This is a genomic window from Streptomyces sp. NPDC046821 (genome assembly GCF_040645335.1).
Taxonomy (GTDB): Bacteria; Actinomycetota; Actinomycetes; order Streptomycetales; family Streptomycetaceae; genus Streptomyces.
This window is the reverse complement of sequence record NZ_JBEYYB010000004.1, coordinates 258,145-282,588: the sequence shown is the minus strand read 5'-3', so window position 1 is coordinate 282,588 and position 24,444 is coordinate 258,145. Positions and strand designations below refer to the sequence as shown.

Below are 24,444 nucleotides of genomic sequence, written 5' to 3'. Positions count from 1 at the left end.
CGCACCTGATCGGGTGCGGCCCATCCTTGCGTTTCCGCGGTTGCTCCTTACGCATGACGCGTTCCGGAGTCAGGCGTCACGGGTGTTCGACTCCGTCCTCCAGCTTCTGACCCCGCAGCAGGAACCACGCCGCCACCGCGGTGGCGATGAGCACCGCCGCACCGATGCCGGAGGCCGCGTGCAGGCCGTCGACGAACGCGCCCTGCGCCGAGGCGAGGAGTTCGCCCGCGGTGTGCGGGGGCAGCGCCGTGGCCGACTCGACCGCGCCGCCCAGGGACTCGTGGGCGGCCGAGGCCACGTCCGCCGGGGTGCCCGCCGGGGCGGTGAAGTCCCGGTAGACGCCCGTGACGATGGAGCCGAGCAGGGCGATGCCGAGGGCCGCGCCCAGTTCGTACGCCGTCTCGGAGACCGCGGACGCGGCACCCGCCTGGTCCTTCGGCACGCTGGAGAGGATCACGTCGGCCGTGACGGTGAACGAGAAGCCGGCACCGACGCCGACGACCAGCAGGACCGAGCCGAGCAGCGGATAGCCGGTCGACTGGTCGAGCACGGTCAGCGCGGCGAGCGCGATTCCGACCGCCGCGAGGCCGCCCGCGACGACTGACCGCACCGAGTACCGGCGCGCCACCGTACCGGCGACCAGTCCGGCCGCCACCGAGCCGATGGCGGCGGGCAGTTCGGCGAGTCCCGCCTCGAACGGGCCGCGCCCCTGCACCAGTTGCAGGAACTGCGACAGGAAGAACACCAGGCCGGACAGGCCCAGGATGGTGAGCAGGTCGGCGAGGACCGCGGCCGAGAAGCCCCGGTTGCGGAACAGGCGCATGTCGAGCAGCGGCGCGGGCAGCGTGAGCTGGCGCCGGACGAACCAGGTGAGGGCCCCGACGCCGAGCACCGCGGACGCCGCCACCGCTGCGCCGAAGCCGTGCGACGCGGCCTCCTTGATGGCGTAGACGACGGCGATCATGCCGACGAGGGACAGGACGACGCTGATCAGGTCCCACGGGCCCGGCGCCGGGTTCTTCGACTCGGGCAGGAACTTGATGCCGACGAGGACGAGGACCGCCATCACGGGCAGGTTGATGAGGAAGACCGAGCCCCACCAGAAGTGTTCGAGCAGGAAGCCGCCGACGACGGGACCCACGGCGGCGCCGGCCGATGCGGCGGCGCCCCAGATGCCGACGGCGAAGGAGCGTTCGCGCGGGTCGTGGAAGATGTTCCGGATCAGGGCCAGCGTCGAGGGCATCAGGGTCGCGCCCGCGACACCGAGCAACGCCCGCGCCAGGATCATCAGTTCGGGAGTCGTCGCGTACGCGTTGAGGACCGAGACGGCGCCGAACGCGACGGCGCCGCTGAGCAGCAGCTTCTTGCGGCCGATGCGGTCGCCGAGGCTGCCCATGGAGACCAGCAGGCCCGCGATGACGAACGAGTAGACGTCACCGATCCACAGCAGCTGGTTGCCGGTCGGCTTCAGGTCCTCGCTGATGTACGGCGTCGCGAGACCGAGCACCGTCGCGTCGACCGCGACCAGGAGCACCGCGAGCACGAGGACGGAGAGCGCGAGCCATCGTCCCCGTCCGGGCCTCGGCTCCACCTCCGCCGCCGGTATGCGCTGGTGTGTGCTGGTCATCGTTCCACTCTCCGTCTGGCGCCGCCGAGCATCAGCTCGACGATCATGTGCTGGAAGTCCTTGGTGGCCATTCGGCCGTCCTGTACGGCCCAGGCGGCTCCCCCGATCAGGGAGTAGAGCGCCTCCGTGAGCCACGCGGGTGTCAGGTCGATCCGGAACTCGCCGCGTTCCTGGCCGCGGGTGAACAAGGCGGCGATACGGGCGTCGAGCCGGGCCCAGCCCTCGTTCTGCGCGTCACCTTCGAACAGCTGGTTCTCGGTGACGAGGAAGGCGAGGAGTCCGGCCGCCGGCTCGATCTCTTTCACGAGCCGCCGTACGGCGTCGTCGGCGCTGCCCTCGTCGAGCCGGGCGGCGTCGAGGGCCGCCTCGCACTCCTGGATCCCCAGATCCTCCAGGGCCCGCACGAGCGCGTCCCGCCCCGCGAAGTGCCGGTGCAGCGTGGCGCGGCTGAGCCCGGCGGCGCGGGCGACCTCGTCCATCGTGGCGGTGGACTTGCGGGTGAGCAGGGCGGCGGCGGTGCGCAGCACCTGTTCTCGGTCGACTGACATGAGACGAGAGTAGCCCATGTGAGACATCTTTGTCTCATCGAGGGCATCGGCGTCTCAGGGGAGGTGGGTTTTACGGGGATCAATCGGACGGCGGCGCTGAGGTGCGGTGCGGCTGTGCTGCTGTACGGCCACCGGAAAACGCGACGTGGCCCGGCCCCCCGAAGGGGCCGGGCCACGCGCTGCGACAGCTACAGCTACAGGTCAGGACTTGGCGTCCGCCCACGCCCGCTGCACAGCGAGGTCGTCCTTCACCTCGGTGAGCTGCACCGCGACGGCTGAGGGAGCGGTGCCGCCGCGTCCGTTGCGCGAGGCGAGCGCGCCGGGGACGTTCAGGACGGTGCGCACCTCGGGCGTGAGGTGCTCGGAGATCTTCGCGAACTGCTCGTCGGTGAGCTGGTCCAGCTCGATGCCGTGCTGCTCGCACTCCTTGACGCACTCGCCGGCGACCTCGTGGGCGACACGGAACGGCACGCCCTGCTTGACGAGCCATTCGGCGATGTCGGTGGCGAGCGAGAAACCGGCCGGGGCGAGCTCCTCCATCCGCTCCCGGTTCACCGTGAGCGTGGCCATCATGCCGGTGAAGGCGGGCAGCAGGACCTCGAGCTGGTCGCAGGAGTCGAAGACCGGCTCCTTGTCCTCCTGGAGGTCGCGGTTGTACGCGAGCGGGAGGGCCTTCAGCGTGGCCATGAGGCCGGTCAGGTTGCCGATGAGGCGGCCGGACTTGCCGCGCGCGAGCTCGGCGATGTCCGGGTTCTTCTTCTGCGGCATGATCGACGAGCCGGTGGAGAACGCGTCGTGGAGGGTGACGAAGGAGAACTCCTTCGTGTTCCAGATGATGATCTCCTCGGCGATCCGGGAGAGGTTCACGCCGATCATCGCGGTGATGAACGCGAACTCCGCGACGAAGTCGCGCGAGGCGGTGCCGTCGATGGAGTTGGCGGCCGAACCGTGCTCGAAGCCGAGGTCCTTCGCGACGGCCTCCGGGTCGAGGCCGAGGGACGAACCGGCGAGCGCGCCGGAGCCGTACGGCGAGACCGCCGTGCGGTCGTCCCACTGCCGCAGCCGCTCGGCGTCCCGGGACAGGGACTGGACGTGCGCCAGGACGTGGTGCGCGAACAGGACCGGCTGGGCGTGCTGGAGGTGCGTGCGGCCGGGCATGGCGACGTCGGAGTGCGCCTCGGCGAGGCCGACGAGCGCGTCCTGGAGGTCGGCGATCAGGCCGCCGATGACGCGCGCGTGGTCCCGCAGGTACATCCGGAAGAGCGTGGCGACCTGGTCGTTACGGGACCGGCCGGCGCGCAGCTTGCCGCCGAGGTCGGGGCCGAGGCGCTCCAGGAGACCGCGCTCCAGGGCGGTGTGGACGTCCTCGTCGGCGATCGTGCCGACGAACGAGCCGTCGGCCACGTCGCCTTCGAGCTGGTCGAGGCCCGCGAGCATCCGGGTCAGCTCGTCCTCGGTGAGCAGGCCCGCCTTGTGCAGCACGCGCGCGTGGGCGCGGGAGCCGGCGATGTCGTACGGCGCGAGGCGCCAGTCGAAGTGGACCGAGGCGGAGAGTTTCGCCAGGGCCTCGGCGGGGCCGTCGGCGAACCGGCCGCCCCAGAGGCGGACATCGCCGGTGTTGCTGCTCACGGTTTGCTCCTAAGGTGCGGTGGGGCGGGCGGGGCTTCTGTTCCCCGTCGCGCCCTGTCCCGTAACGGGTGTCGGGCGAGGTCGCGCTGCGCCACGACCCACGAGGACGACGCCGGCCCTCCCCGCGTTATGCATGAGTATGCATTCGACTGCATGATTCGTCAATCCAGCCGCCCGTCGCGCGCGACACCCCTGCCCCGCATAATCCTTAGACAGGCAAACGATCTTCGGTCGATAATCGTGAGCCATGGGAAAGACCTACGAACGCATAGACGGCAGGCTCCGTACGTTCATCGAGGAACAGCCGATGTTCTTCACCGCGACCGCGCCCCTCTCGGACGACGGCACGATCAATCTCTCCCCCAAGGGCCTCACCGGTTCCTTCGCCGTGCTCGACGAGCGGACCGTCGCCTACCTCGACTTCGCCGGCAGCAACGCCGAGACGATCGCGCACCTGCGCGAGAACGGCCGCATCACCCTCATGTGGTGCGCCTTCCAGGGTCCTCCGAACATCGTCCGGGTGCACGGCAGCGGCGAACCCGTCTTCCGTGACGACCCACGCTTCAGGGACCTGCTCGAACACTTCCCTGACATCGACCCATCCCTCCACGGACTGCGCGCGATCATCGTCGTGACCGCCGACCTCATCCGCGACACCTGCGGCTACGCCGTCCCCCTGATGACGTACGACGAGGACCGCGATCTGCACGGGAAGCGCTTCGCGCGTGAGGACGACGCCTCCCTGAGCGAGTACTTCACCAAGAAGGAGCACGTCGCGCGGAGTATCGACGGCCTGCCCGGGCTGCCGCTCCCCCTGCCGCCCACTACCGTCTGACACATGCGCTCACGATCCGTCATCGCTGCCTGTGTCGCCGTGCCCACCGCCCTGCTGATCATGGGTGCGGCGCCGTCCGGGGGCTCCGGGACGCTGCCCGGGCGGATGGCCTATACGGGCGGCGGGTCGCAGCTGGTCACCGCGCAAGCCGCGAGCACCGGTTCCACCACCGGCACCGTCACCTGGTGGGACCGGCGCGGCGGGGAGTGGGTCGCGATGGGTTCGGCGGCGGCGCGGTTCGGGGCGAAGGGGCTCGCCGAGGGCGCCACCCGCAAGCAAGGCACGAACACGACGCCCACCGGGCTGTACAACCTGCCGTACGCCTTCGGGACCGAGCCCGCACCGGTCGGCACGGCCACCCCGTACCGGCCCGTGCATCAGGACTCCTGGTGGTGTCAGGACAACGCCTCGCAGTCCTACAACCGCTGGACCGAGCCCCGTCCGGCCGACTGCCGCGCCGCCGAGTCGGAACATCTGGTGTCGTACGCGACGCAGTACGCCCACGCCTTCGTCATCGGCTACAACTACGACCGGCCGGTACGCGGGCGTGGGGCAGGGATCTTCCTGCACGTGAACGGGCGTGGGGCGACGGCCGGTTGCGTGTCCGTCCCGGCCGACGCGATGCGGCGCATCCTGCGGTGGGCCGACCCGGAGCGCCGGCCGCACATCGCGATCGGGACCGATTCGGGCGCGACGGCGATCACCCGTTACTAAGCGATCACCCGTTACTAAGAGGGCGGCGTGTCAGGAAGCCGGACCGTGAACACCGTCGCGCCCCGCTCACTCCTCAGCGTGGCCGTCCCTCCGTGCGCGTCCGCGACTGCCGTGACGATGGCGAGGCCGAGTCCCGCACCGCCGCCCGCCCCCGCCGTCCGGGGCCGGTCCCCGTGGGTGAAGCGTTCGAAGATCCCGCCCTGGATCTCCTCCGGTACGCCGGGGCCGTCGTCCCGTACCGACAGCGAGACTCCTGATGCGTCGGTCTCGATGCGGGTGGTGACCCGGGTGCCGGGCGGGGTGTGCAGGCGGGCGTTGGCCAGGAGGTTCGCGACGGCCTGGTGGAGGCGGTGCGCGTCGCCGGTGACGGTGACCGGTTCCTCGGGGAGTTCCATGGCCCAGCGGTGGTCCGGGCCCGCGGCGCGCGCGTCGGTCACCGCGTCGAGGACGAGGCGCGTGAGGTCGACCGGCTCGCGTTCCAGGGGCCGGCCCGCGTCGAGGCGGGCCAGCAGGAGCAGATCCTCGACCATGCCGCCCATCCGTCCCGACTCGGCGGCGATGCGCTCCAGTGCGCGGCGCACCTCCGCGGGGACGGGGCCCCGGTGCAGGAGGGCCAGTTCCGCGTGCCCCCGGATGGAGGCGACGGGCGTACGCAGTTCATGGCTGGCGTCGGCGGAAAAGCTGCGCAGGCGTTCCTCGGAGGCGTGGCGGCGGGTGAGCGCGTCCTCGACGTGGCCCAGCATCCGGTTGAAGGCGGAGGCCACCTGGCCCACCTCGCTGCGCGGGTCGGACTCGGGGGCGCGCGGGGGCAGGGCCACCTCGCCGCTCGCGAGCGGGAGTTCGCTGACGCGGGTGGCGGTCGCGGCTACCCGGCTCAGCGGACGCAGCGACCAGCGCACCCACAGCGCGCCCGCGACGCCGGTGACGGCGAGCGCGATCCCGAAGACGCCCGCCGAGACCAGTTCGAGCCGGTGGACGGCGGATTCCACGGGCTCCATCGGCAGGCCGGTGAGCAGGACGTCGCCGTCCCTGCCCGTGTGTGCCTGGACCCGGTAGTCGTCCAGCGATGACAGCTGAATGGTGTGGCCGCGCCCGTCGGCCGGTACGGCGGCGAGGGTCCTGCGGTCGGTGTCGGACAGCCGTACGGCCAGATCGGCGGTGCCGTTGGAGGCGGCCGCCCGGACGACGGCGGCGTTGGTGACGGAGCCGTCGACCAGCCGGATGCCGAGGGTGCCGGTGGCCTGGCGGCGGGTGTCGGCGCTCTCGTCCCCGTCGTGGTCGTTGCGCGTCCGGCCACTGTGTTCGAGGCTGGCGGGCAGGGCGGTGCCCGCGTCGTGGAGCTGCTGGTCGACCCGTCCGGTGAGGAAGCCGCGCAGCTCGACGACGGCGGCGACGCCGACGGCCGCGCAGCTGATCGCGAGCAGCAGGACGAGCCCGGCGGTGAGCCGCGCGCGCAGGGTGTGCGGGACCAGCCGGATGCGCGGGATGCGTGGGAAACGCCGGATGCGCGGGATACGCGTACCGCTCATCGGCCCGCCGGCTTCAGCACGTATCCGGCGCCCCGCACCGTGTGGATCATGGGTTCGCGGCCGGCGTCGATCTTCTTGCGGAGGTAGGACACGTAGAGCTCGACGACGTGGGCCTGGCCGCCGAAGTCGTAGGACCAGACGCGGTCGAGGAGCTGGGTCTTGCTGAGGACGCGGCGGGGGTTGCGCATCAGGCAGCGCAGGAGCTCGAACTCGGTGGGCGACAGGTCGATTCCCGTGCCGTCGCGCGTGACCTCGCGGGCGTCCTCGTCCATGACCAGGTCACCGACGGTGAGCCGGTCGCTCTCGGCGAGTTCCCGGGTCATGCCGGCGCGGCGCAGCAGGCCGCGCAGCCGGGCGACCAGTTCCTCCAGGCTGAACGGCTTGGTCACGTAGTCGTCGCCGCCCGCGGTGATGCCGGCGACCCGGTCCTCGACGGTGTCGCGCGCTGTGAGGAAGAGGACGCACACGTGCGGCTGCTCGTCGCGCAGCTCGCGCAGGACGGACAGGCCGTCGCGGTCCGGCAGCATGATGTCGAGGACGACGGCGTCGGGCTGGAACTCGCGGCCCTCGCGCACGGCGTCCCGGCCGGTCCCGACCGTGCGGACGTCCCAGCCCTCGTAGCGCAGGACGCCGGTGACGACCTCGGCGATGTCGGGTTCGTCGTCGACGACGAGGACGCGTACGGGGGCGCCGTCGGGGCGGGTGAGTGCGGGGCGTTCGTTCATGTCTCCTCAAGCATGTCTCTTCGAAGCGTCTCTTGGATTGCTATGAGTTCGCTCTGAGCGCGTGCCGGGGCGGGACGGTCCTGAAAACGACCTTGAAACGGCCCCGAAACGCCCTGATTCGGCCCCGAAAAGCGCGCCGCCGCACGGGCCGGCCCCGCCCCTGACCCACGTGCGGAGCCTCTCGCTCAGAGCCCGCTCAGAAGTTCGGGCCGCAGAGTTGGATCTGTCCTGCCCGCCCCCGATCCCCCGAGGAGCCCACCCGGTGACCACGACGCACAGTCCACCGCCGCTCAGCCATCGCGCCCCGCGCCGCTCGCGCCACCGCTCCCCCGCGGTGCCGCTGCTGGCCGCCGCGTACGCGGGCGGGGCCGCGGTGCTCGCCCTGTGGTGGCAGGGCACGGGCGTCGTGTCCGGACTGGACGGCTGGCTGACGGGCGCGGGCCGGATCATGGGCCTGATGTGCGGCTACATGTGCGCGCTGCTCGTCGCCCTGATGGCCCGCGTACCGCTCCTGGAGAAGGGCCTCGGCAGCGACCGGACCGCACGCTGGCACGCCTCGGCCGGCCGCTGGACGATCGGCCTGCTCTTCGGCCACATCGTCTTCATCACGCTCGGCTACTCGGCCCAGGGCCACACCAACCCCGTGTCGGAGCTGACCACGATCGTCTTCGACTACCAGGACATGCTGAAGGGCACGATCGGCGCGGCGATCCTCGTGCTCGTGGGGTTCGTGTCCGCGCGCGCGGTGCGCCGCCGGATGCGGTACGAGACCTGGTACTACCTGCACGTTCTGACGTACCTCGCGATCTTCCTCGCGTTCTGGCACCAGCTCACGCTCGGCGCCGACTTCGCCGGCAGTGCGGTCGCCCGCGCCGCTTGGTACGTGCTCTACCTCGGGGTCGCCGCGCTCGTGCTGTGGTTCCGGGTGCTCGTTCCGGTGCGGCTCAACGTCCGGCACCGGCTGCGGGTCGAGGCCGTCGTTCAGGAAGCACCGGGGGTGACGTCGGTGTGGGTGAGCGGGCGGCAGCTCCAGGAGCTGGGCGCGGAGGCGGGGCAGTTCTTCCGCTGGCGGTTCCTGGCTCCCGGCATGTGGAGCGCCTCGCACCCGTACTCCCTGTCGGCGGTGCCGCGGGACGGGTTCCTGCGGATCACGGTGAAGGCGCTCGGCGACCACAGCGCGTCCCTCGCAGGCCTGAAGCAGGGCACGCGGGTGTGGGCCGAGGGACCGTACGGGGCGCTGACGGCGGGGCGGCGGCGCTCGCGCCGGGTGCTGCTGATCGCGGGCGGCACCGGCATCACGCCGCTGCGCACCCTGTTCGAGACGCTGCCGGCGGCGCCCGGCGACCTGACGCTGCTCTACCGGGCCCGTACCGCCGAGGAGCTGGCGCTGCGCGGCGAACTGGAGTCGATCGCCGCCGGCCGCGGCGCCCGTCTCGTGTACGCGCTGAACGACGCCGACGGCTCCCGCACGGACATCACGGCGGACGGCCTGCGCCGGATGCTGCCGGACATCGCGTCCCACGACGTGTACCTGTGCGGGCCACCCGGTCTCGCACTCGCCGCGTACGACGCCCTGCGCGAGGCCGGGGTGCCCGCCTCCCGTGTCCACCACGAGTCCTTCGAGCTGTGAGCCGCGCCATGAGAGCCCATCCGATCCGCCGCACCGTCCTGACCTGCGTCGCGACCGTCACCGTGACGACGCTGGCGCTCGCGCTCAAGCCGCACTCCCAGCAGGCCGTCGCCGCCCCGCCCGCCCCGGCCGCCGCACAGGCCCCGGCGGCGTCGGGCGGGACCGGATCGGGCTCCGGGTCCGGCTCGGCGTCTCATAAAGGCGTCGCCAAGGCCGCCGTCAAGCGCACCCTCGACGGCGAGATCGTCCAGACGCGCTACGGCCCCGTCCAGGTCCGGATCACCGTCGCCGGCACGAAGATCACCGCGGCCAGTGCCGTCCGGACCCCCTCGGGCGACCGCCGCAGCCAGGACATCGCCTCGTCCTCGGTGCCGGTCCTCGTACAGGAGACCCTGAGCGCCCAGAGCGCGCACATCAACGCCGTCTCCGGTGCCACCTACACCAGCGAGGGCTACATCACCTCGCTGCAGAGCGCATTGGACCAGGCCCGTGCGTGACGAGGCGGAGCTGCACCGGGTGGTGCACACCATGGGCACGGTCTTCTCGGTGACCGCGCGGGGCGAGGACGTGACCCCACAGGCGCTGGACGAGGCGGAGGCCTGGCTGCGTCACGTGGACGCCGTCTTCTCGACGTACCGCGAGGGCAGCGAGGTCAGCCGGATCGCCCGGGGCGAGCTCGCGCCCGAGGACAGCGCGCCGGAGGTCCGCGAGGTGCTGCGGCTGTGCGAACGGGCCCGCGAGCAGACGGACGGCTGGTTCACGACCGGGTACGCCGGCGGTTTCGACCCGAGCGGCCTGGTCAAGGGGTGGGCGGTGGAGCGGGCGGCCGAGGGGCTGCTCGCCGCGGGCGCGACGGGCGTCTGCGTGAACGGCGGCGGTGACGTCCAGCTGCACGGCGGCCCCTGGCGCGTGGGCATCGCGGATCCGCTGCACCCCGGTCAGGTGGCGGCGGTCGTCGAGTCCCAGCAGGGCACGCTCGCGGTCGCCACGTCGGGGCCGGCCGAGCGCGGCTGCCACATCGTCGACCCGCACACCGGGCGGGCGCCCGCCGACGGTCTCGCCTCGCTGACCGTCGTGTGCGAGGGGCTGACCGACGCGGACACGTGGGCGACCGCCGCGTACGCGATGGGGCCACAGGCGCGGGCGTGGCTGGAGGCGCAGCCCGGCGTCACGGCGTTCGCGATGACGCCGGACGGGGAGACGTGGTCGGTGACTCCGTAAAGACGGTGGCTACGTAAAGCCATTGCGACTCCCCCGAGAACCATTGCGACGCTCCCCGAAAAGCCACTCCGACCGCCCCATAAAGATGTAAGGACCACATAACGAGACACGGTTGCGGCCACCCCGGCTCGGGGCGTTGCATCTCCCGGTGGAGACCCAACAGTTGACCCCGCAGCCCACCGACACCGGCGACCGCGCCGCGCGCCTCGCCGTCACCGTCTTCCCCGTACTCGTGCTCGCGGCGGGCGGCATCGGGCTCGCCCTCCCCGACGCTTTCACCGGGTGGAAGACGAGCGTGCCGTACCTGCTGGGTGTCGTGATGTTCTGTATGGGGCTCACGATGACCCCGGCCGATTTCAAGGGCGTCGCCAAGCGGCCCTGGGCGGTCGGTCTCGGCCTTGTCGCGCACTACGTGATCATGCCGGGACTCGGCTGGCTCATCGCCAACGCCCTTGATCTGCCTCCCCAGTTGGCGGCGGGCGTGATCCTCGTCGGCTGCGCGCCCAGCGGCACGGCCTCCAACGTCGTCACGTATCTGGCCCGTGGCGACGTCGCCCTGTCCGTCTCCGTCGCCACCGTCTCGACGGTGCTCGCCCCCCTCGTCACGCCTCCGCTGACGCTGCTGCTCGCGGGCGAGTTCCTGCCAGTGGACGCCGCGTCGATGGTCACGGACATCCTCAAGACGGTGCTGCTGCCGGTCGTCGCGGGCCTGCTCGTCCGCCTCGCCCTGGGCCGGTTCGTCGACCGCGTGCTCGGGGCGCTGCCCTGGCTGTCGGCGCTGACCATCGCCGTCATCGTCGCCGTGGTCGTCGCGGGCAGCGCGGGCGCGATCAAGTCGGCGGCCGGGCTCGTCCTGCTCGCCGTCGTGCTCCACAACGGCCTGGGCCTCGCGCTCGGTTACGGCGCCGGGAAGCTGGCCCGCCTCGGGGCGCCGTCGTCGCGCGCGATGGCCTTCGAGGTCGGTATGCAGAACTCGGGGCTCGCCGCGTCGCTGGCCACGGCCCACTTCAGCCCGCTCGCGGCGCTCCCTGCCGCCGTGTTCTCCGTATGGCACAACGTGTCGGGCGCGCTGGTCGCGGCCTGGATGTCTCACCGGGCGCGCCGCGCCGAACAGGCCTGAGAACGCGAACGCGCCCCGAACTTCCTTATGATGCAAGGAAGTTCGGGGCGCGATCACTCAAAAGGGCGAGCGCATGAAGACGTAAGCCCGTGAGCCGCTCCCCCAAGAAGAGCCGCGCTCAGTGCTCGTTCTGCGCCAGCCGCAACAGATGGTCGGCCAGTGCCTGCCCGCCCGCCGGGTCGCGGCTGATCAGCATCAGGGTGTCGTCGCCCGCGATCGTGCCGAGGATGACCTGGAGTTCCGCCTGGTCGATCGCCGAGGCGAGGAACTGGGCGGCGCCGGGCGGGGTGCGCAGGACCACGAGGTTCGCCGAGGCCTCCGCGGAGATCAGCAGCTCGCCCGCGAGCCGCCGCATCCGCTCCTCCTTGGCGGAGACCCCGAGGGGCGCCTGCGGAGTGCGGAAACCACCCTCGCTGGGCACCGCGTAGATCAGCTCGCCACCGGTGTTGCGGATCTTCACCGCGCCCAGCTCGTCGAGGTCACGGGAGAGGGTCGCCTGCGTGACCGTGAGCCCGTCGTCGGCGAGCAGCTTCGCCAACTGGCTCTGCGAGCGCACCGGTTGCCGGTTGAGGATGTCCACGATCCGGCGGTGGCGGGCAGTGCGGGTCTGCGGCACGGCGGGCCCGCCGGCGTGCTCGTTGTCCTGCGCCTGACTCATCGTCGTCGTCCCATTCCTCAGGATCGTCCTTCCCCGTCGGCCCCTTCGTGGGCCTTGTCCAGGATGCCGGGGAGCGCCTGGAGGAAGGTGTCCACCTCGTCGTCGTGGAGGTTGAGCGGCGGCATGAGCCGTACGACATCGGGGGCGGGCGCGTTCACCAGGAGGCCGGCGTCCTGAGCCGCCTGCTGCACCTGGGGCGCGAGCGGCTCGGTGAGCACGATACCCAGCAGCAGTCCGGCGCCCCTGACATGGCTGACGAGCGGGTGCTGGAGAGACGTGATCCCGTCCCGCAGCCGTGCCTCGGCGCGCTTCACGTTCTCCAGGAGGCCTTCGCCCGCGATGGTGTCGAGGACGGCGAGTCCGGCCGCGCAGACGACGGGGTTGCCGCCGAACGTCGTGCCGTGGTGGCCGGGCTTCAGCAGCTCGGCCGCCGCGCCGAACGCGACGGTCGCGCCGAGGGGCAGCCCGCCGCCGAGGCCCTTGGCGAGCGTGACGATGTCGGGGTCGATGCCCTCTTCCGCCTGGTACGCGAACCAGTGGCCGGTGCGGCCGACACCGGTCTGCACCTCGTCGAGGACGAGGAGCGTGCCGGTGGCGCGGGTGATCTCCCGGGCCGCCCGGAGGTAGCCGGCGGGCGGCTCGACGACGCCGAACTCGCCCTGGATCGGCTCGATGATGACGAACGCGGTCTCCTCGGTGACCGCCGCCCGCAGCGCCTCGACGTCCCCGTACGGGACATGCGTGACGTCGCCGGGCAGGGGCCGGAACGGCTCCTGCTTGCCGGGCTGTCCGGTGAGGGAGAGGGCGCCCATGGTCCGGCCGTGGAAGCCGCCGTTCGTGGCGACCATGTGCGTCCGGCCGGTCAGGCGGCCGATCTTGAAGGCGCCCTCGTTGGCCTCGGCCCCCGAGTTGCAGAAGAAGACGCGGCCGGGGCGCCCGAAGAGCTGGAGCAGCCGCTCGGCGAGCGCGACGGGCGGCTCGGCGACGAAGAGGTTGGAGACATGGCCGAGCGACGCGATCTGCCCGGAGACGGCCTCGACGACCGAGGGGTGCGCGTGGCCGAGGGCGTTGACCGCGATACCGCCGACGAAGTCGAGGTACTCCTTGCCGTCGGCGTCCCACACCTTGGCGCCCGCGCCGCGGACGAGCGGCAGCTTGGGCGTGCCGTAGTTGTCCATGAGCGCGCCCTGCCAGCGCGCGGTCAGCTCCTGGTTGCTCACGACTCCCCCTGTACGTCGATGGCGTCGGGCGCGTCCGGCACGACCATCGTGCCGATGCCCTCGTCGGTGAAGATCTCCAGCAGGATCGAGTGCTGGACCCGGCCGTCGATGACGCGGGCCGTGGTCACGCCGTTGCGCACGGCGTGCAGGCAGCCCTCCATCTTCGGCACCATGCCGCTGGCCAGCTCCGGGAGGAGCTTCTCCAGCTGGCTGGCGGTGAGCCGGCTGATGACCTCGTCGGAGTTCGGCCAGTCCTCGTACAGGCCCTCGACGTCGGTCAGGACCATCAGGGTCTCGGCATCGAGCGCCGCAGCAAGAGCCGCAGCCGCCGTATCAGCATTGACGTTGTAGACATGTCCGTCGTCCTGGGAACGGGCGATCGACGAGACGACCGGGATGCGGCCGTCGGCGAGGAGCGCCTCGATGGCGCCCGTGTCGATCTGGGTGATCTCACCGACGCGGCCGATGTCGACCAGCTCGCCCTCGATGCGCGGCTGGTGCTTGGTCGCGGTGATGGTGTGCGCGTCCTCGCCGGTGAGGCCGACGGCCAGCGGGCCGTACTGGTTGAGCAGGCCGACGAGTTCGCGCTGGACCTGTCCGGCGAGCACCATGCGTACGACGTCCATCGCGTCCTCGGTGGTGACCCGCAGGCCCGCCTTGAACTCGCTGACGATGCCGTGCCGGTCGAGCGCCTTGCTGATCTGCGGGCCGCCGCCGTGCACGACGACGGGCTTGAGGCCCGCGTGGTGCAGGAAGACGACGTCCTGGGCGAAGGCGGCCTTCAGGTCCTCGTCGATCATGGCGTTGCCGCCGAACTTGATGACGACGGTCTTGCCCTGGTGCCGGGTGAGCCAGGGCAGGGCCTCGATGAGGATCTGTGCCTTGGGCAGCGCGGTGTGCTTCCGCGTGGTGTTGCTCATGAGCTGTACGCGCTGTTCTCGTGGACGTACTCGGCGGTCAGGTCGTTGGTCCAGATCGTCGCGGTCTCGGAGCCGGCCGCGAGGTCGGCGGTGATGACGACCTCCCGGGCGCTCATGTCGACGAGCTCGCGGTCCTCGCCGACGCCGCCGTTCTTGCAGACCCAGACGCCGTTGATGGCGACGTTCAGGTGGTCGGCCTCGAACACGGCGGACGTCGTGCCGATCGCCGAGAGCACCCGGCCCCAGTTGGGGTCCTCGCCGTGCAGCGCGCACTTGAGGAGGTTGTTACGGGCGATGGAACGGCCCACCTCGACGGCGTCGGCCTCGCTCGCGGCGTTCACGACGTCGATCTTGATGTCCTTGCTGGCACCCTCGGCGTCACCGATGAGCTGGCGTCCGAGGTCGTCGCAGACCGTGCGGACGGCGGCGGCGAACTCGGCGTGGTCCGGGGTGACTTCGGCGGCGCCGGAGGCCAGGAGGAGGACGGTGTCGTTCGTCGACATGCAGCCGTCGGAGTCGACCCGGTCGAAGGTGACGCGGGTGGCGTCGCGCAGCGCCTTGTCGAGGATTTCGCTGTCGAGGTCGGCGTCCGTGGTCAGGACGACGAGCATGGTGGCGAGGCCGGGGGCGAGCATTCCCGCGCCCTTGGCCATGCCGCCGACGGTCCAGCCGTCGCCCTGGAACACGGCGGTCTTGTGCACCGAGTCGGTGGTCTTGATGGCGATCGCGGCCTTCTCGCCGCCGTCCGCCGACAGCTCGCCCGCGGCCTGCTCGACGCCCGGCAGCAGCTTGTCCATGGGCAGGAGCACGCCGATGAGACCGGTCGACGCGACGGCGACCTCGCCGGCGTTCAGGCCCAGGGTCTCGGCCACCTTCTCGGCGGTGGCGTGCGTGTCCTGGAAGCCCTTCGGTCCCGTACAGGCGTTGGCGCCACCGGAGTTGAGGACGACGGCGGAGACGAGCCCGCCCTTGAGGACCTGCTCGGACCACAGGACCGGAGCGGCCTTGACGCGGTTGGAGGTGAAGACGCCCGCGGCGGCCAGGCGCGGCCCGTGGTTGACCACGAGGGCCAGGTCCGGGTTGCCGTTCTCCTTGATCCCGGCGGCGATGCCCGCGGCCGTGAATCCCTTGGCTGCCGTCACACTCACTGGGTCTCCTTGTTCGCTTCTCCGCCCGCGCGGCGCAGCGGCGCGGCTTTCGTATCCATCTGCGGCCCGGCGGCCGCGCGTGCGTCGCTCACGGAGCGACTCCGATCGTCGAAAGGCCCGTGGTCTCTTCCAGACCAAGGGCGATGTTCATGCTCTGGAGGGCGCCGCCCGCGGTGCCCTTGGTGAGGTTGTCGATGGCGCTGATCACGATGATCCGGTGGGCCGCCGAGTCGAACGCGACCTGCACCTGCGCGGCGTTCGAGCCGTACACCGAAGCGGTCGCGGGCCACTGCCCGGCCGGGAGCAGGTGCACGAACGGCTCGTCGGCGAAGGCCTTCTCGTAGACGGCGCGGATGCTTTCGGCGCTGACGCCCGGCTTCGCCTTGGCGCTGCACGTGGCGAGGATGCCGCGCGGCATCGGTGCCAGCGTCGGCGTGAACGACACGGTGACCGGCACTCCGGCGACCGCGCCCAGGTTCTGGATCATCTCGGGGGTGTGCCGGTGCCCGCCGCCCACGCCGTACGGGGACATGGAACCCATGACCTCGGAGCCGAGCAGGTGCGCCTTGGGCGCCTTGCCCGCGCCGGACGTGCCGGAGGCGGCGACGACCACGGCCTCCGGCTCGGCGAGCCCGGCCTGGTAGGCGGGGAACAGCGCGAGCGAGACGGCGGTCGGGTAGCAGCCGGGGACCGCGATCCGCTTGGTGCCCTCGAGCGCGGCGCGGGCGCCGGGCAGCTCGGGGAGCCCGTAGGGCCAGGTGCCGGCGTGGCCGCTGCCGTAGAACTTCTCCCAGTCGTCCGGGTCCTTCAGCCGGAAGTCGGCGCCCATGTCCACGACGAGCGTGTCCGGGCCGAGCTGCTCGGCGACGGCGGCGGACTGCCCGTGCGGCAGCGCGAGGAAGACGACGTGGTGCCCGGAGAGCACCTCGGCGGTCGTCGGCTCCAGGATCCGGTCGGCCAGCGGCACGAGGTGCGGCTGGAGACCGCCGAGGCGCTGCCCCACGTTCGAGTTGCCGGTCAGGGCGCCGATCTCCACATTGGGATGTGCGAGCAGCAGACGCAGCAGCTCTCCGCCCGCGTACCCGCTTGCTCCTGCCACTGCTACGCGTACCGCCATGGAACCCTCCTCTTGGATGGCATGACTATACGTCGGCCTGCACGTTTATGCAACGCGGTGATCGCTTTTCACGACGTGTCCCGAGGCCTTACGGGTACCCCCTCAGACCGTTGCATCCAGGCGCACGCTCCAGCGACCCGCGTTACCCACGAGGACGGCGGTCGACAGCGGACGGACGTCGATGTTCCAGTACGTCGCCGGGGGCGCCTTGAGGGCGTAGACGAGGGCCGCCTTCACCACGGCCGGCTCGGCGACGGCGACGACTCTCGCGTCGCGGTCCGAGGCCTGGGCGGGTCCCGGCCGGTCGAGGCCGAGCGCGCGGGGGCGGGTGTCGAGCCAGCCCCCGACCCGGGAGATGAACGTGAGCAGCGACTCCCCGCCGTGCGGCGCCGACCGCGGGTCGCGCAGCCATACGTCGACGGCGCCCGGCTCGACGGCCGTCACCTCGGCGAGGGTGCGGCCACGCCAGCGGCCCATGTCGCAGTCCCGGAGGGCGACCTGGGCCAGCGGCGCGAGGCCCAGCGCCTCGGCGGTGCCACGGCTGCGCGCGGTGGGCGCGCAGTACCGCAGCTCCGCCGCGGCGAGCGGCACGAGTCCGGGTGAGGCCATCTGCACCTCGTGCCACCCGGTGTGGTCGAGGGGCCGGTCGTCGTCGAAGCGCTCGGCGAGCAGCGAGGCACTGCGCGCGGCGGCGAGAAGCGTCACTCGAACAGCCATCCGGCGATCGTGGGGTGTGCCGCCGTAAGGGTCAAGGGCCATCGGGGCGTATGCGTGACGTATGGGCCCCGGTGGCGCGCTCACTTCAGCCCTGGTCGCCCGCTCGCTTCAGGACGAGGGCCATCCACTTCTCCGGCTCGGCGAGCGGCGCGAATCCGGCCTTCTCGTACACGCCGTGCGCGTCGTGCGTGGCGAGCAGGATGCGGTGGACCCCGTACGACTCCAGGTGCGCGCGGAGGGCGGCGACGAGGGCGGTGCCCAGGCTCTTGCCGCGCGCGGCCGGGTCCACGTAGACGTCGCAGAGCCAGGCGAAGGTGGCGTGATCAGTCACCACTCGGGCGTACGCGACCTGCTCGCCGGAAGCGCTGTCGTACACCCCGAAGTTCAGCGACCCGGCGATCGCGCGGTCCTGGTGCTCGCGGGCCCTTCCCAACGCCCAGTACGCGTCCGTGGAGAGCCAGCGGTGCACGCGGGCGGCGTCGACGCGCGCGGTGTCGTACGAGATCTCGTAACCGTCGGGGAGCATGGCGAGGGGGTTCGGTGGGTCTGTCGTCATGGCGGGGAGATTTTCAGGTGGGGTGGGGGCGCGTCGAGCCGATTTCTCGCCCCGGATCTATTGCAGTACCTCGTCGCAGGCGGTGCGCAGGCGGCGTACGCCCTCGGTGATCTCCGTCGTGCCGGCGACCGCCGCGAAGCTCAGGCGGATGTGTGGTGCCGGGGGTTCGGCGGCGAAGTAGGGGCGGCCGGGCGCGACGGCGACGCCTGCCCGCAGCGCGCCCGCGGCGAACGCCGTCTCGTCGGTACCGTCGGGCAGCCGCGCCCACAGCAGATAACCGCCCAACGGCACGTGCGCCACGGAGAGTTCGGGCAGCGTCGTACGCAGGGCCGCCGCCATCGTGTCGCGGCGCACCTTCAACTCGGCCGCCACGGTCCGCAGATGACGTGGCCAGGCCGGCGAGCCGACGAGTTCGAGCGCGGCCTCCTGGAGCGGGCGCGGTACGAAGAAGTGGTCGACGACCTGGATCGCGCGCAGCCGTTCCAGGACCGGGCCGCGCGCGGCGAGGCAGCCGATACGGAAGCTGGGCGAGGTCGCCTTCGTCAGGGAGCACACGTGGACGACCACACCGTCGTGGTCGTCGGTCGCGAGCGGTCTCGGCAGCGGTCCCGCGTCCTCGTGGACGAGGCGGCGCACGAAGTCGTCCTCGACGACGAACGCCCCGGCCTCGCGCGCGATCCGCAGCACCTCGGGGCGCCGCTCGGCGGCCAGCACGGCGCCGGTCGGGTTCTGGAACAGAGGCTGGCACACGAACACCCGCGCGCCGGTCGCCCGGAACGCCTCGGCCAGCAGCTCCGGCCGCACCCCGTCCGTGTCCACCGGCACGGGCACGGGCCGCAGCCCCGCCGCCCGCGCGATCGCCAGCATTCCGGGGTACGTGGGTGACTCGACCAGGACGGGCGCGCCGGGCGGCGCGAGCGCGCGCAGCGCCGTGGCCAGCGCGGACTGGCCGCCGGACGCGACGAGCACCTCGGCGGCGGTGATCGCGCCACCGATGCCGCGCGCGAACCACTCACGGAGTTCGGGGATCCCGTCGACCGGGGGCCGTCCCCACGCGCCGGGGCGGCGGCCCGCGCGGGCGAGCGCGGCGGACAGGGCGCGTTCCGGCTGGAGGGTGGGGTGCAGGTAGCCGCCGTTGAACTCGACGACGCCGGGTGGCGGGGCGGAGAGCGTGGCGAGGACTCCGGAGGCGTCGACGGCCCGCGGTACGACTTCGGTCGCGGAGTCGGCGCTCAGGGCGAGCGCCTGCCAGGACGTGTCACCGACCGGCTGCGCCGCCGCGCGGGGCTCGGCCCGGAAGGCACCGGCCCCGGGGCGCGTCACGACGAGCCCCTCGGCGGCGAGCTGCGCGAGCGCGCGGGAGACGGTCACCGGGCTCACCCGGAACCGGTCGACGAGAGCCCGGCTCGACGGCAGCTTTCCACCGGGAGAGTAGCGGTCCAGCTCGCCCCGCAACCTGGCCGCCAGCTCACCTACGCTGCTACGCTCGTTCATGAGAGCTGAGAATAGCGCTACTGCGCCTATGGGGATAGCAGTTGGCGGAGGGACGGCGACGGGCGGGAGCACCTCCGCGGGCGAGACGGCGCCGGGCGGCGGGACGCCGGCGGGCGGGAGCACGCTGGCCGGCACCGCCGCGACCGAGACGATGCCCGGCGGCGGAATGCCGACGGGCGGCAGCACCCCGGCCGGCACCTCCGCAAGCGAGGCGCCGACCGCACCCGCCACCACGAGCGCGACCGCCGGTACCGCTCCCGATGCGAGCGTCACTCCGGGCGGCCCGCAACGTCCCGGCGCGAGCCTCACCCCGGGCCCCTCCCAGCGCCCCGGCGCCAGCCGTCCCACCCCTGGCCCACAACGTCCGGGCACGACCCCCACCCCGATCACCCCACAGCACCCCGGCCCCAGCCGTCCCACCTCCGCCACCCCCCAACACCACCCCACCCCCCGATCCCCCCGCACCGGCACCCTCCTGGCTGCCCTGGGCGTCACCGCCTTCTCGCTCACGTTCCCCGCCACCGCCTGGGGGCTCGAAGGGTTCGGGCCGTGGAGTCTTGTCACCGTGCGCAGCGTGCTCGCCGCGCTGATCGCCGGGTCCTGCCTGCTCGCGCTGCGCGTCCCCGTCCCCGAGCGGCGGCATTGGGGCGGGCTCGCGGTGGTCGGCGCGGGCGTCGTCCTCGGGTTCCCCCTCCTCACCACGCTCGCCCTGGAGACGGCCACCACCGCGCACTCCGCCGTCGTCGTCGGGCTGCTGCCGCTGACGACCGCCCTGTTCTCGGCGCTGCGCACCGGCGCGCGGCCCTCGCGGAGCTTCTGGATCGCGGCCTGCGCCGGCGCCGCCGCCGTGATCGCGTTCACCGTGCAGCAGAGCGGCGGCACCCTCACCACCGCCGACCTGTACCTCTTCGGCGCGCTTCTCATCTGCGCCGCCGGGTACACGGAGGGCGGCCGGCTGGCCCGCGTCATGCCGGGCTGGCAGGTCATCGGCTGGGCGCTCGTGCTGTGCCTGCCGCTCGCCGTGCCCGGGGCGCTCGTCGCGCTGAGCCACGAGCCCGTGCACCTGACCGGGCACGCCGTGGCGGGACTGCTCTGGGTGGCCGTGGGCTCGCAGTTCCTCGGCCTGGTCGTCTGGTACCGCGGCATGGCCATGATCGGCATCCCGAAGGCGAGCCAGCTCCAGCTCGCGCAGCCGCTGCTCACCCTGGTCTGGTCTGTGTTCCTGCTCGGCGAGCACCTCTCCCCCGCCGCGCCCCTGACGGCGGCGGCCGTACTCGTATGCATCGCCGTCACACAGCGAGCCCGCGGCTGACCAACGCCCCGCACCGGCCGTCAGGCCCTCGCTGACCAGGGCGCCCGCCGCCCAGGGTCCCCAACCCCGGGACCCGGCCCTACTCTTGAGATACGGGTCGACGAGGGACGAGGAGGTCACTCACGATGCGTGCCACCAAGGGCGACCGGCTGCGGGTGCACGGCAGGACCGTGGGCGAGCACGACCGGGTCGCCGAGATCGTCGAAATCATGGGCCACGACGGCGAACCGCCGTTCCGGGTCCGCTTCCAGGACGGCCACGAGGCGGTCGTCTCACCAGGTCCCGACTCCGTCGTGCAGCACGAGGAAGCCGCACGCCACGAGGACCCGGCGCCCTAGCCCGGCTCAGTAGTGGTCGCCGACCACCCGGGCCATGGCACCGATCCGGTCGGCCCCCACCTCCGTCCCCGAGAAGAACACATGGCCCCGCACCTGCGGGAACCGCTCGGTGAAGGTGAGGTGGCGGGACAGCTCGGCCGGATCCTGCCAGGCCGCGGGCTGTGCCGGATCGCCCGCCTTGTACAGCGCCTCACCCGCGTAGAGGCGCACCCCCGTCCCCCGTACGACGTCCGACCACCAGGGGACGAGCTTCGCGTAGTCCGCGGCGGGGAAGCCGAGGTTCCAGTAGAGCTGCGGGCAGATGTAGTCGACCCAGCGCTTGCGCACCCACATCCGGGTGTCGGCGTGCAGGTCGTCGTAGGTCTGCACGCCCGCGCGGGTGTCCGAGCCGAGGGGGTCCGTCGCTGCGTTGCGCCACACGCCGAAGGGGCTGATCCCGAACTGGGCCATCGGCCGGAGCGCTTTCACCCGAGTGGCCATCCCCCGGACGAGCCGGTCGGTGTTGTCGCGCCGCCAGGCGGCCCGGTCCGCGAAGTCCCCGCCGTACTCCTCGTACGCGGCGTCGTCGTCGAAGGACTGGCCGGCGACCGGGTACGGGTAGAAGTAGTCGTCCCAGTGCACGGCGTCGACGGCGTACTTCCGGACGGCGTCGAGCATCGCGTCCTGCACGAAGTCGCGTACCTCGGGCAGGCCCGGGTTGTAGTAGAGCTTCCCGCCGTAGGGGACGGCCCAGCCGGGGTTACGGCGGGCCGGGTGCGTGGGCGCGAGGCGGGTGAGGTCCGTGTGGTTGGCGACGCGGTAGGGGTTGAACCAGGCGTGCAGTTCCAGCCCGCGCCGGTGCGCCTCCTCGACGGCCGTGCCGAGCGGGTCCCAGCCCGGGTCCTGGCCCTGCACCCCGGTGAGGACCGCCGACCACGGCTCGTACGAGGACGGCCACAGGGCGTCGGCCGTGGGCCGCACCTGGAGGATCACGGTGTTCAGGCGGCGGCTCACCGCGGTGTCGAGGTGGGCGACGAGTTCCGCGCGCTGCTCGGCCGCGCTCAGGCCCGGCTTCGAGGGCCAGTCCCGGTTGGCCACGGTCGCGATCCACATGCCCCGCATCTCGTGGGTCACCGGGGTGCCGTCGGACGGAGCGGCGGCCGCGTCCCCGGCCGCGAGTCCGGTCAGTACGGCGGCCGCCGCCGCCGTGAAACCCCTGCGTGACAAATGCCTCATGCGCCGACCCCCTGGCCCACGGGCCCGGCTGGTCCCGGGCCGCACTGGGGACAGGATGCCCGACCCGGCCCGCCGCATCCGGGAGGCGCCGAGTAACGTGCAGGGCCGAGGCAGGCGCCGGAACCCGGGGGTCCTGCCGGCCGGAGAACAGCGAAAGGCACGAGGTGACCGACCCTATGGGGGACATCCAGCGCGTCGGAGTGGTGGGCTGCGGCCAGATGGGCGCCGGGATCGCAGAGGTCTGCGCCCGTTCCGGTCTGGACGTGAAGGTGGCGGAGACCACCGGCGAGGCCCTGGAGATCGGCCGTACCCGGCTCCTCAACTCCCTCTCCAAGGCGGCCGAGCGCGGCAAGATCAGCGAAGCCGAGCTGGCCGAGACGCTGGACCGCCTGAGCTTCACCACCGACCTCGGTGAGTTCGCCGACCGGGATCTCACCATCGAGGCCGTCGTCGAGAACGAGCAGGTCAAGACGGAGATCTTCCAGGTCCTGGACCAGGTCGTCACCCGTCAGGACGCCATCCTTGCCTCCAACACCTCGTCGATCCCGCTCGTGAAGCTGGCCGTGGCGACCTCGCGCCCCGACCACGTCATCGGCATCCACTTCTTCAACCCGGCGCCGGTGCAGAAGCTCGTCGAGCTGATCCCCGCGCTCACCACCTCCGAGGGCACCATCAGCCGTGCTCAGGCCCTCGTCGAGAAGGTCCTCGGCAAGCACGCGATCCGCGCCCAGGACCGCTCGGGCTTCGTGGTGAACGCGCTGCTCGTGCCGTACCTCCTCTCCTCGATCCGGATGTTCGAGTCCGGCATCGCGAGCCGTGAGGACATCGACAACGGCATGGAGCTCGGCTGCGCCCACCCCATGGGCCCGCTCAAGCTCTCCGACCTGATCGGCCTCGACACGATCGTGTCGATCGCGGACTCCATGTACGCCGAGTACAAGGAGCCCCTGTACGCCGCTCCCCCGCTGCTCCAGCGCATGGTCGACGCGGGCCGCCTGGGCCGTAAGACCGGTTCGGGTTTCTACCAGTACGCGTGACCGTGCGCGGTTGACTCCGCGTGACCGTGGGTCCGGGCCCGGCGCTCTTCGGAGTGCCGGGCCCGAACCGTTCGCACAGGGTGTGCGCGCCGGGCCCGCATATGCCCGTCGCACACTCTCCCGCCGTACCCACCAGGCGAGTTGACTTTCCGCGCAGGACACAGCGTCCACCGCTACGGAAAGGAGCCGGACCGTGACCGCCGACCCCGAGCGTCCCGTGGTCCCGGAAGATCTCGCGGAGTTACGCCGCAGCCTCGACGTGGGTCTCGCCCGCGTCGACGGCAGGCTGGCGCTGCTCACCCAGCGCGACGAACAGAGCGTGAAGGAACAGGACGACCTGAACACCCGGGTCGCCGCACTCGAACACACCCGCTGGCCGTTGCAGGCCGTCGCCGCGCTCACCGCGGTCGGCGCGCTCGCCCTCGCCGTCTGGCAGGCGGTCGGCCGCTGAGCACGGCCCGCGAAACCTTGACGGCTAGGCACCTCCCGCGAAGCCTGACGGCTGAGCACCGCCCGCGAAGCCCGACGGCGGGACCACCCCGAGCCTGAGATGGTGCAGCATCAGCAGCGCGGCGGCCATGTTGGCGGCCGGGACCTCGCCGCGGGCGACCATCCCGGGGACGAGTTCGAGCGGCACCCACGCGCGGCGGTCCGACTCGAAGTCGTCCTCGGGCGGGCCGACGTACGCGGCCTGCTCCGCCCAGTAGACGTGGTGCCGGGCGTCCTCCAGGCCGTTGGACGGTTCCACGCTCATCAGGTGACGTAAGGGCCCCGGCCGCCAGCCGGTCTCCTCCTCCAGTTCTCTCGCGGCGGCCGCGGCCACGTCCTCGCCGTCCTCGACCACGCCGGCCGGGAGCTCCCAGCCCCAGCTGTCGGTGATGAAGCGGTGCCGCCACAGGAGCAGCACCTCGTTCGCCTTGTTGACCACGGTGGCCACGGCGACGGGCCGCAGCCGGATGACGAAGTGGTCGAGATGCCGGCCGTCCGGCAGTTCGACATCCGCCAGATTGACCCTGAACCAACGGTTTTCATACACAGTTTGTTCGTTCTGTTTCGTCCACTGCACGGTTCTGCCACCTTCCGCCGAGTCAGATGGCAATATCGCAGCAGCGGCGGAACGGGCGGGAACGGCGC

25 protein-coding genes are annotated in these 24,444 nt (G+C 72.0%); 10 read left to right on the top strand and 15 right to left on the bottom strand.

Annotated features, from left to right (window positions below):
- Positions 1-76: 76 nt before the first annotated feature.
- The 3 genes from ABZ893_RS10015 to argH form a co-directional block, all read right to left on the bottom strand.
- Entirely contained in the window at positions 77-1,627 is a 1,551-nt protein-coding gene (locus ABZ893_RS10015) for an MFS transporter (protein WP_361399684.1), read from the bottom strand.
- Positions 1,624-2,175 carry a helix-turn-helix domain-containing protein gene (locus tag ABZ893_RS10010; RefSeq protein WP_361399682.1) on the bottom strand — a complete coding sequence of 184 codons (552 nt, stop codon included), beginning with the start codon at positions 2,173-2,175 and terminating at the stop codon, positions 1,624-1,626. Before ABZ893_RS10010 ends, ABZ893_RS10015 begins: the two co-directional genes overlap by 4 nt.
- A 201-nt stretch (positions 2,176-2,376) precedes the next feature.
- Entirely contained in the window at positions 2,377-3,804 is a 1,428-nt protein-coding gene (gene argH / locus ABZ893_RS10005) for an argininosuccinate lyase (protein ID WP_361399679.1), read from the bottom strand.
- A 247-nt stretch (positions 3,805-4,051) separates the two neighbouring features.
- On the opposite strand from argH, the gene ABZ893_RS10000 reads away from it, so the two are divergent.
- Both ABZ893_RS10000 and ABZ893_RS09995 read left to right on the top strand, forming a co-directional pair.
- Positions 4,052-4,639 (top strand): pyridoxamine 5'-phosphate oxidase family protein, encoded by a 588-nt coding sequence (locus ABZ893_RS10000; protein WP_361399676.1) that lies wholly within the window; start codon positions 4,052-4,054, stop codon positions 4,637-4,639.
- Positions 4,640-4,642: 3 nt separating this feature from the next.
- Positions 4,643-5,353 (top strand): L,D-transpeptidase family protein, encoded by a 711-nt coding sequence (locus tag ABZ893_RS09995; RefSeq protein WP_361399675.1) that lies wholly within the window; start codon positions 4,643-4,645, stop codon positions 5,351-5,353.
- A gap of 14 nt (positions 5,354-5,367) precedes the next feature.
- Here ABZ893_RS09995 and ABZ893_RS09990 read toward each other — a convergent pair whose 3' ends face one another.
- Positions 5,368-6,882 carry a HAMP domain-containing sensor histidine kinase gene (locus ABZ893_RS09990; RefSeq protein WP_361399672.1) on the bottom strand — a complete coding sequence of 505 codons (1,515 nt, stop codon included), beginning with the start codon at positions 6,880-6,882 and terminating at the stop codon, positions 5,368-5,370.
- Entirely contained in the window at positions 6,879-7,607 is a 729-nt protein-coding gene (locus ABZ893_RS09985; RefSeq protein ID WP_361399669.1) for a response regulator transcription factor, read from the bottom strand. Before ABZ893_RS09985 ends, ABZ893_RS09990 begins: the two co-directional genes overlap by 4 nt.
- Positions 7,608-7,869: 262 nt before the next feature.
- Here ABZ893_RS09985 and ABZ893_RS09980 point away from each other — a divergent pair, with 262 nt between their 5' ends.
- From ABZ893_RS09980 to ABZ893_RS09965, 4 genes are all read left to right on the top strand, one after another.
- A complete protein-coding gene (locus ABZ893_RS09980; RefSeq protein ID WP_361399666.1) occupies positions 7,870-9,237 on the top strand; it encodes a ferric reductase-like transmembrane domain-containing protein in 1,368 nt (455 codons plus the stop codon).
- 8 nt (positions 9,238-9,245) lie between these two features.
- Positions 9,246-9,734: an FMN-binding protein gene (locus ABZ893_RS09975; RefSeq protein ID WP_361399663.1), complete on the top strand. Its 489-nt coding sequence runs from the start codon at positions 9,246-9,248 to the stop codon at positions 9,732-9,734.
- A gap of 31 nt (positions 9,735-9,765) precedes the next feature.
- Positions 9,766-10,458: an FAD:protein FMN transferase gene (locus tag ABZ893_RS09970; RefSeq protein ID WP_361400200.1), complete on the top strand. Its 693-nt coding sequence runs from the start codon at positions 9,766-9,768 to the stop codon at positions 10,456-10,458.
- 148 nt (positions 10,459-10,606) lie between these two features.
- Positions 10,607-11,578, top strand: coding sequence for a bile acid:sodium symporter family protein (locus ABZ893_RS09965; protein WP_361399660.1), 972 nt, complete (start codon positions 10,607-10,609; stop codon positions 11,576-11,578).
- A 118-nt stretch (positions 11,579-11,696) separates the two neighbouring features.
- Here the strand turns inward: ABZ893_RS09965 and ABZ893_RS09960 are convergent, their stop codons facing one another.
- From ABZ893_RS09960 to ABZ893_RS09925, 8 genes are all read right to left on the bottom strand, one after another.
- Positions 11,697-12,236, bottom strand: coding sequence for an arginine repressor (locus tag ABZ893_RS09960; protein ID WP_361399657.1), 540 nt, complete (start codon positions 12,234-12,236; stop codon positions 11,697-11,699).
- A 17-nt stretch (positions 12,237-12,253) separates the two neighbouring features.
- A complete protein-coding gene (locus tag ABZ893_RS09955) occupies positions 12,254-13,456 on the bottom strand; it encodes an acetylornithine transaminase (RefSeq protein ID WP_361399654.1) in 1,203 nt (400 codons plus the stop codon).
- Positions 13,453-14,376 (bottom strand): acetylglutamate kinase, encoded by a 924-nt coding sequence (argB, locus tag ABZ893_RS09950; protein ID WP_361399652.1) that lies wholly within the window; start codon positions 14,374-14,376, stop codon positions 13,453-13,455. The genes ABZ893_RS09955 and argB overlap by 4 nt, the downstream gene beginning before the upstream one ends.
- A complete protein-coding gene (argJ, locus tag ABZ893_RS09945) occupies positions 14,373-15,524 on the bottom strand; it encodes a bifunctional glutamate N-acetyltransferase/amino-acid acetyltransferase ArgJ (RefSeq protein ID WP_361399649.1) in 1,152 nt (383 codons plus the stop codon). The genes argB and argJ overlap by 4 nt, the downstream gene beginning before the upstream one ends.
- A gap of 88 nt (positions 15,525-15,612) precedes the next feature.
- A complete protein-coding gene (gene argC / locus ABZ893_RS09940; RefSeq protein WP_361399646.1) occupies positions 15,613-16,641 on the bottom strand; it encodes an N-acetyl-gamma-glutamyl-phosphate reductase in 1,029 nt (342 codons plus the stop codon).
- A gap of 102 nt (positions 16,642-16,743) precedes the next feature.
- Positions 16,744-17,358 carry a phosphoglycerate mutase family protein gene (locus ABZ893_RS09935; protein WP_361399643.1) on the bottom strand — a complete coding sequence of 205 codons (615 nt, stop codon included), beginning with the start codon at positions 17,356-17,358 and terminating at the stop codon, positions 16,744-16,746.
- A gap of 85 nt (positions 17,359-17,443) precedes the next feature.
- Positions 17,444-17,914 (bottom strand): GNAT family N-acetyltransferase, encoded by a 471-nt coding sequence (locus ABZ893_RS09930; RefSeq protein WP_361399640.1) that lies wholly within the window; start codon positions 17,912-17,914, stop codon positions 17,444-17,446.
- Between the two features lie 57 nt (positions 17,915-17,971).
- Positions 17,972-19,408, bottom strand: a complete 1,437-nt coding sequence (locus ABZ893_RS09925) for a PLP-dependent aminotransferase family protein (protein WP_361399637.1) — start codon at positions 19,406-19,408, stop codon at positions 17,972-17,974.
- 475 nt (positions 19,409-19,883) lie between these two features.
- Between ABZ893_RS09925 and ABZ893_RS09920 the strand changes: the two genes are divergently transcribed.
- Both ABZ893_RS09920 and ABZ893_RS09915 read left to right on the top strand, forming a co-directional pair.
- Positions 19,884-20,720 carry a DMT family transporter gene (locus ABZ893_RS09920; RefSeq protein ID WP_361400197.1) on the top strand — a complete coding sequence of 279 codons (837 nt, stop codon included), beginning with the start codon at positions 19,884-19,886 and terminating at the stop codon, positions 20,718-20,720.
- A gap of 125 nt (positions 20,721-20,845) precedes the next feature.
- A complete protein-coding gene (locus tag ABZ893_RS09915; protein ID WP_361399633.1) occupies positions 20,846-21,058 on the top strand; it encodes a DUF1918 domain-containing protein in 213 nt (70 codons plus the stop codon).
- 6 nt (positions 21,059-21,064) lie between these two features.
- Here the strand turns inward: ABZ893_RS09915 and ABZ893_RS09910 are convergent, their stop codons facing one another.
- Positions 21,065-22,273 carry a family 10 glycosylhydrolase gene (locus tag ABZ893_RS09910; RefSeq protein WP_361399630.1) on the bottom strand — a complete coding sequence of 403 codons (1,209 nt, stop codon included), beginning with the start codon at positions 22,271-22,273 and terminating at the stop codon, positions 21,065-21,067.
- Between the two features lie 176 nt (positions 22,274-22,449).
- Between ABZ893_RS09910 and ABZ893_RS09905 the strand changes: the two genes are divergently transcribed.
- Complete coding sequence (locus ABZ893_RS09905) at positions 22,450-23,310, top strand: 3-hydroxybutyryl-CoA dehydrogenase (RefSeq protein ID WP_361399627.1); 861 nt, start codon at positions 22,450-22,452, stop codon at positions 23,308-23,310.
- Between the two features lie 193 nt (positions 23,311-23,503).
- Positions 23,504-23,761, top strand: a complete 258-nt coding sequence (locus tag ABZ893_RS09900) for a hypothetical protein (protein WP_361399624.1) — start codon at positions 23,504-23,506, stop codon at positions 23,759-23,761.
- Positions 23,762-23,785: 24 nt separating this feature from the next.
- Here the strand turns inward: ABZ893_RS09900 and ABZ893_RS09895 are convergent, their stop codons facing one another.
- Positions 23,786-24,376 carry an NUDIX domain-containing protein gene (locus ABZ893_RS09895; protein WP_361399621.1) on the bottom strand — a complete coding sequence of 197 codons (591 nt, stop codon included), beginning with the start codon at positions 24,374-24,376 and terminating at the stop codon, positions 23,786-23,788.
- Between the last annotated feature and the right edge of the window lie 68 nt (positions 24,377-24,444).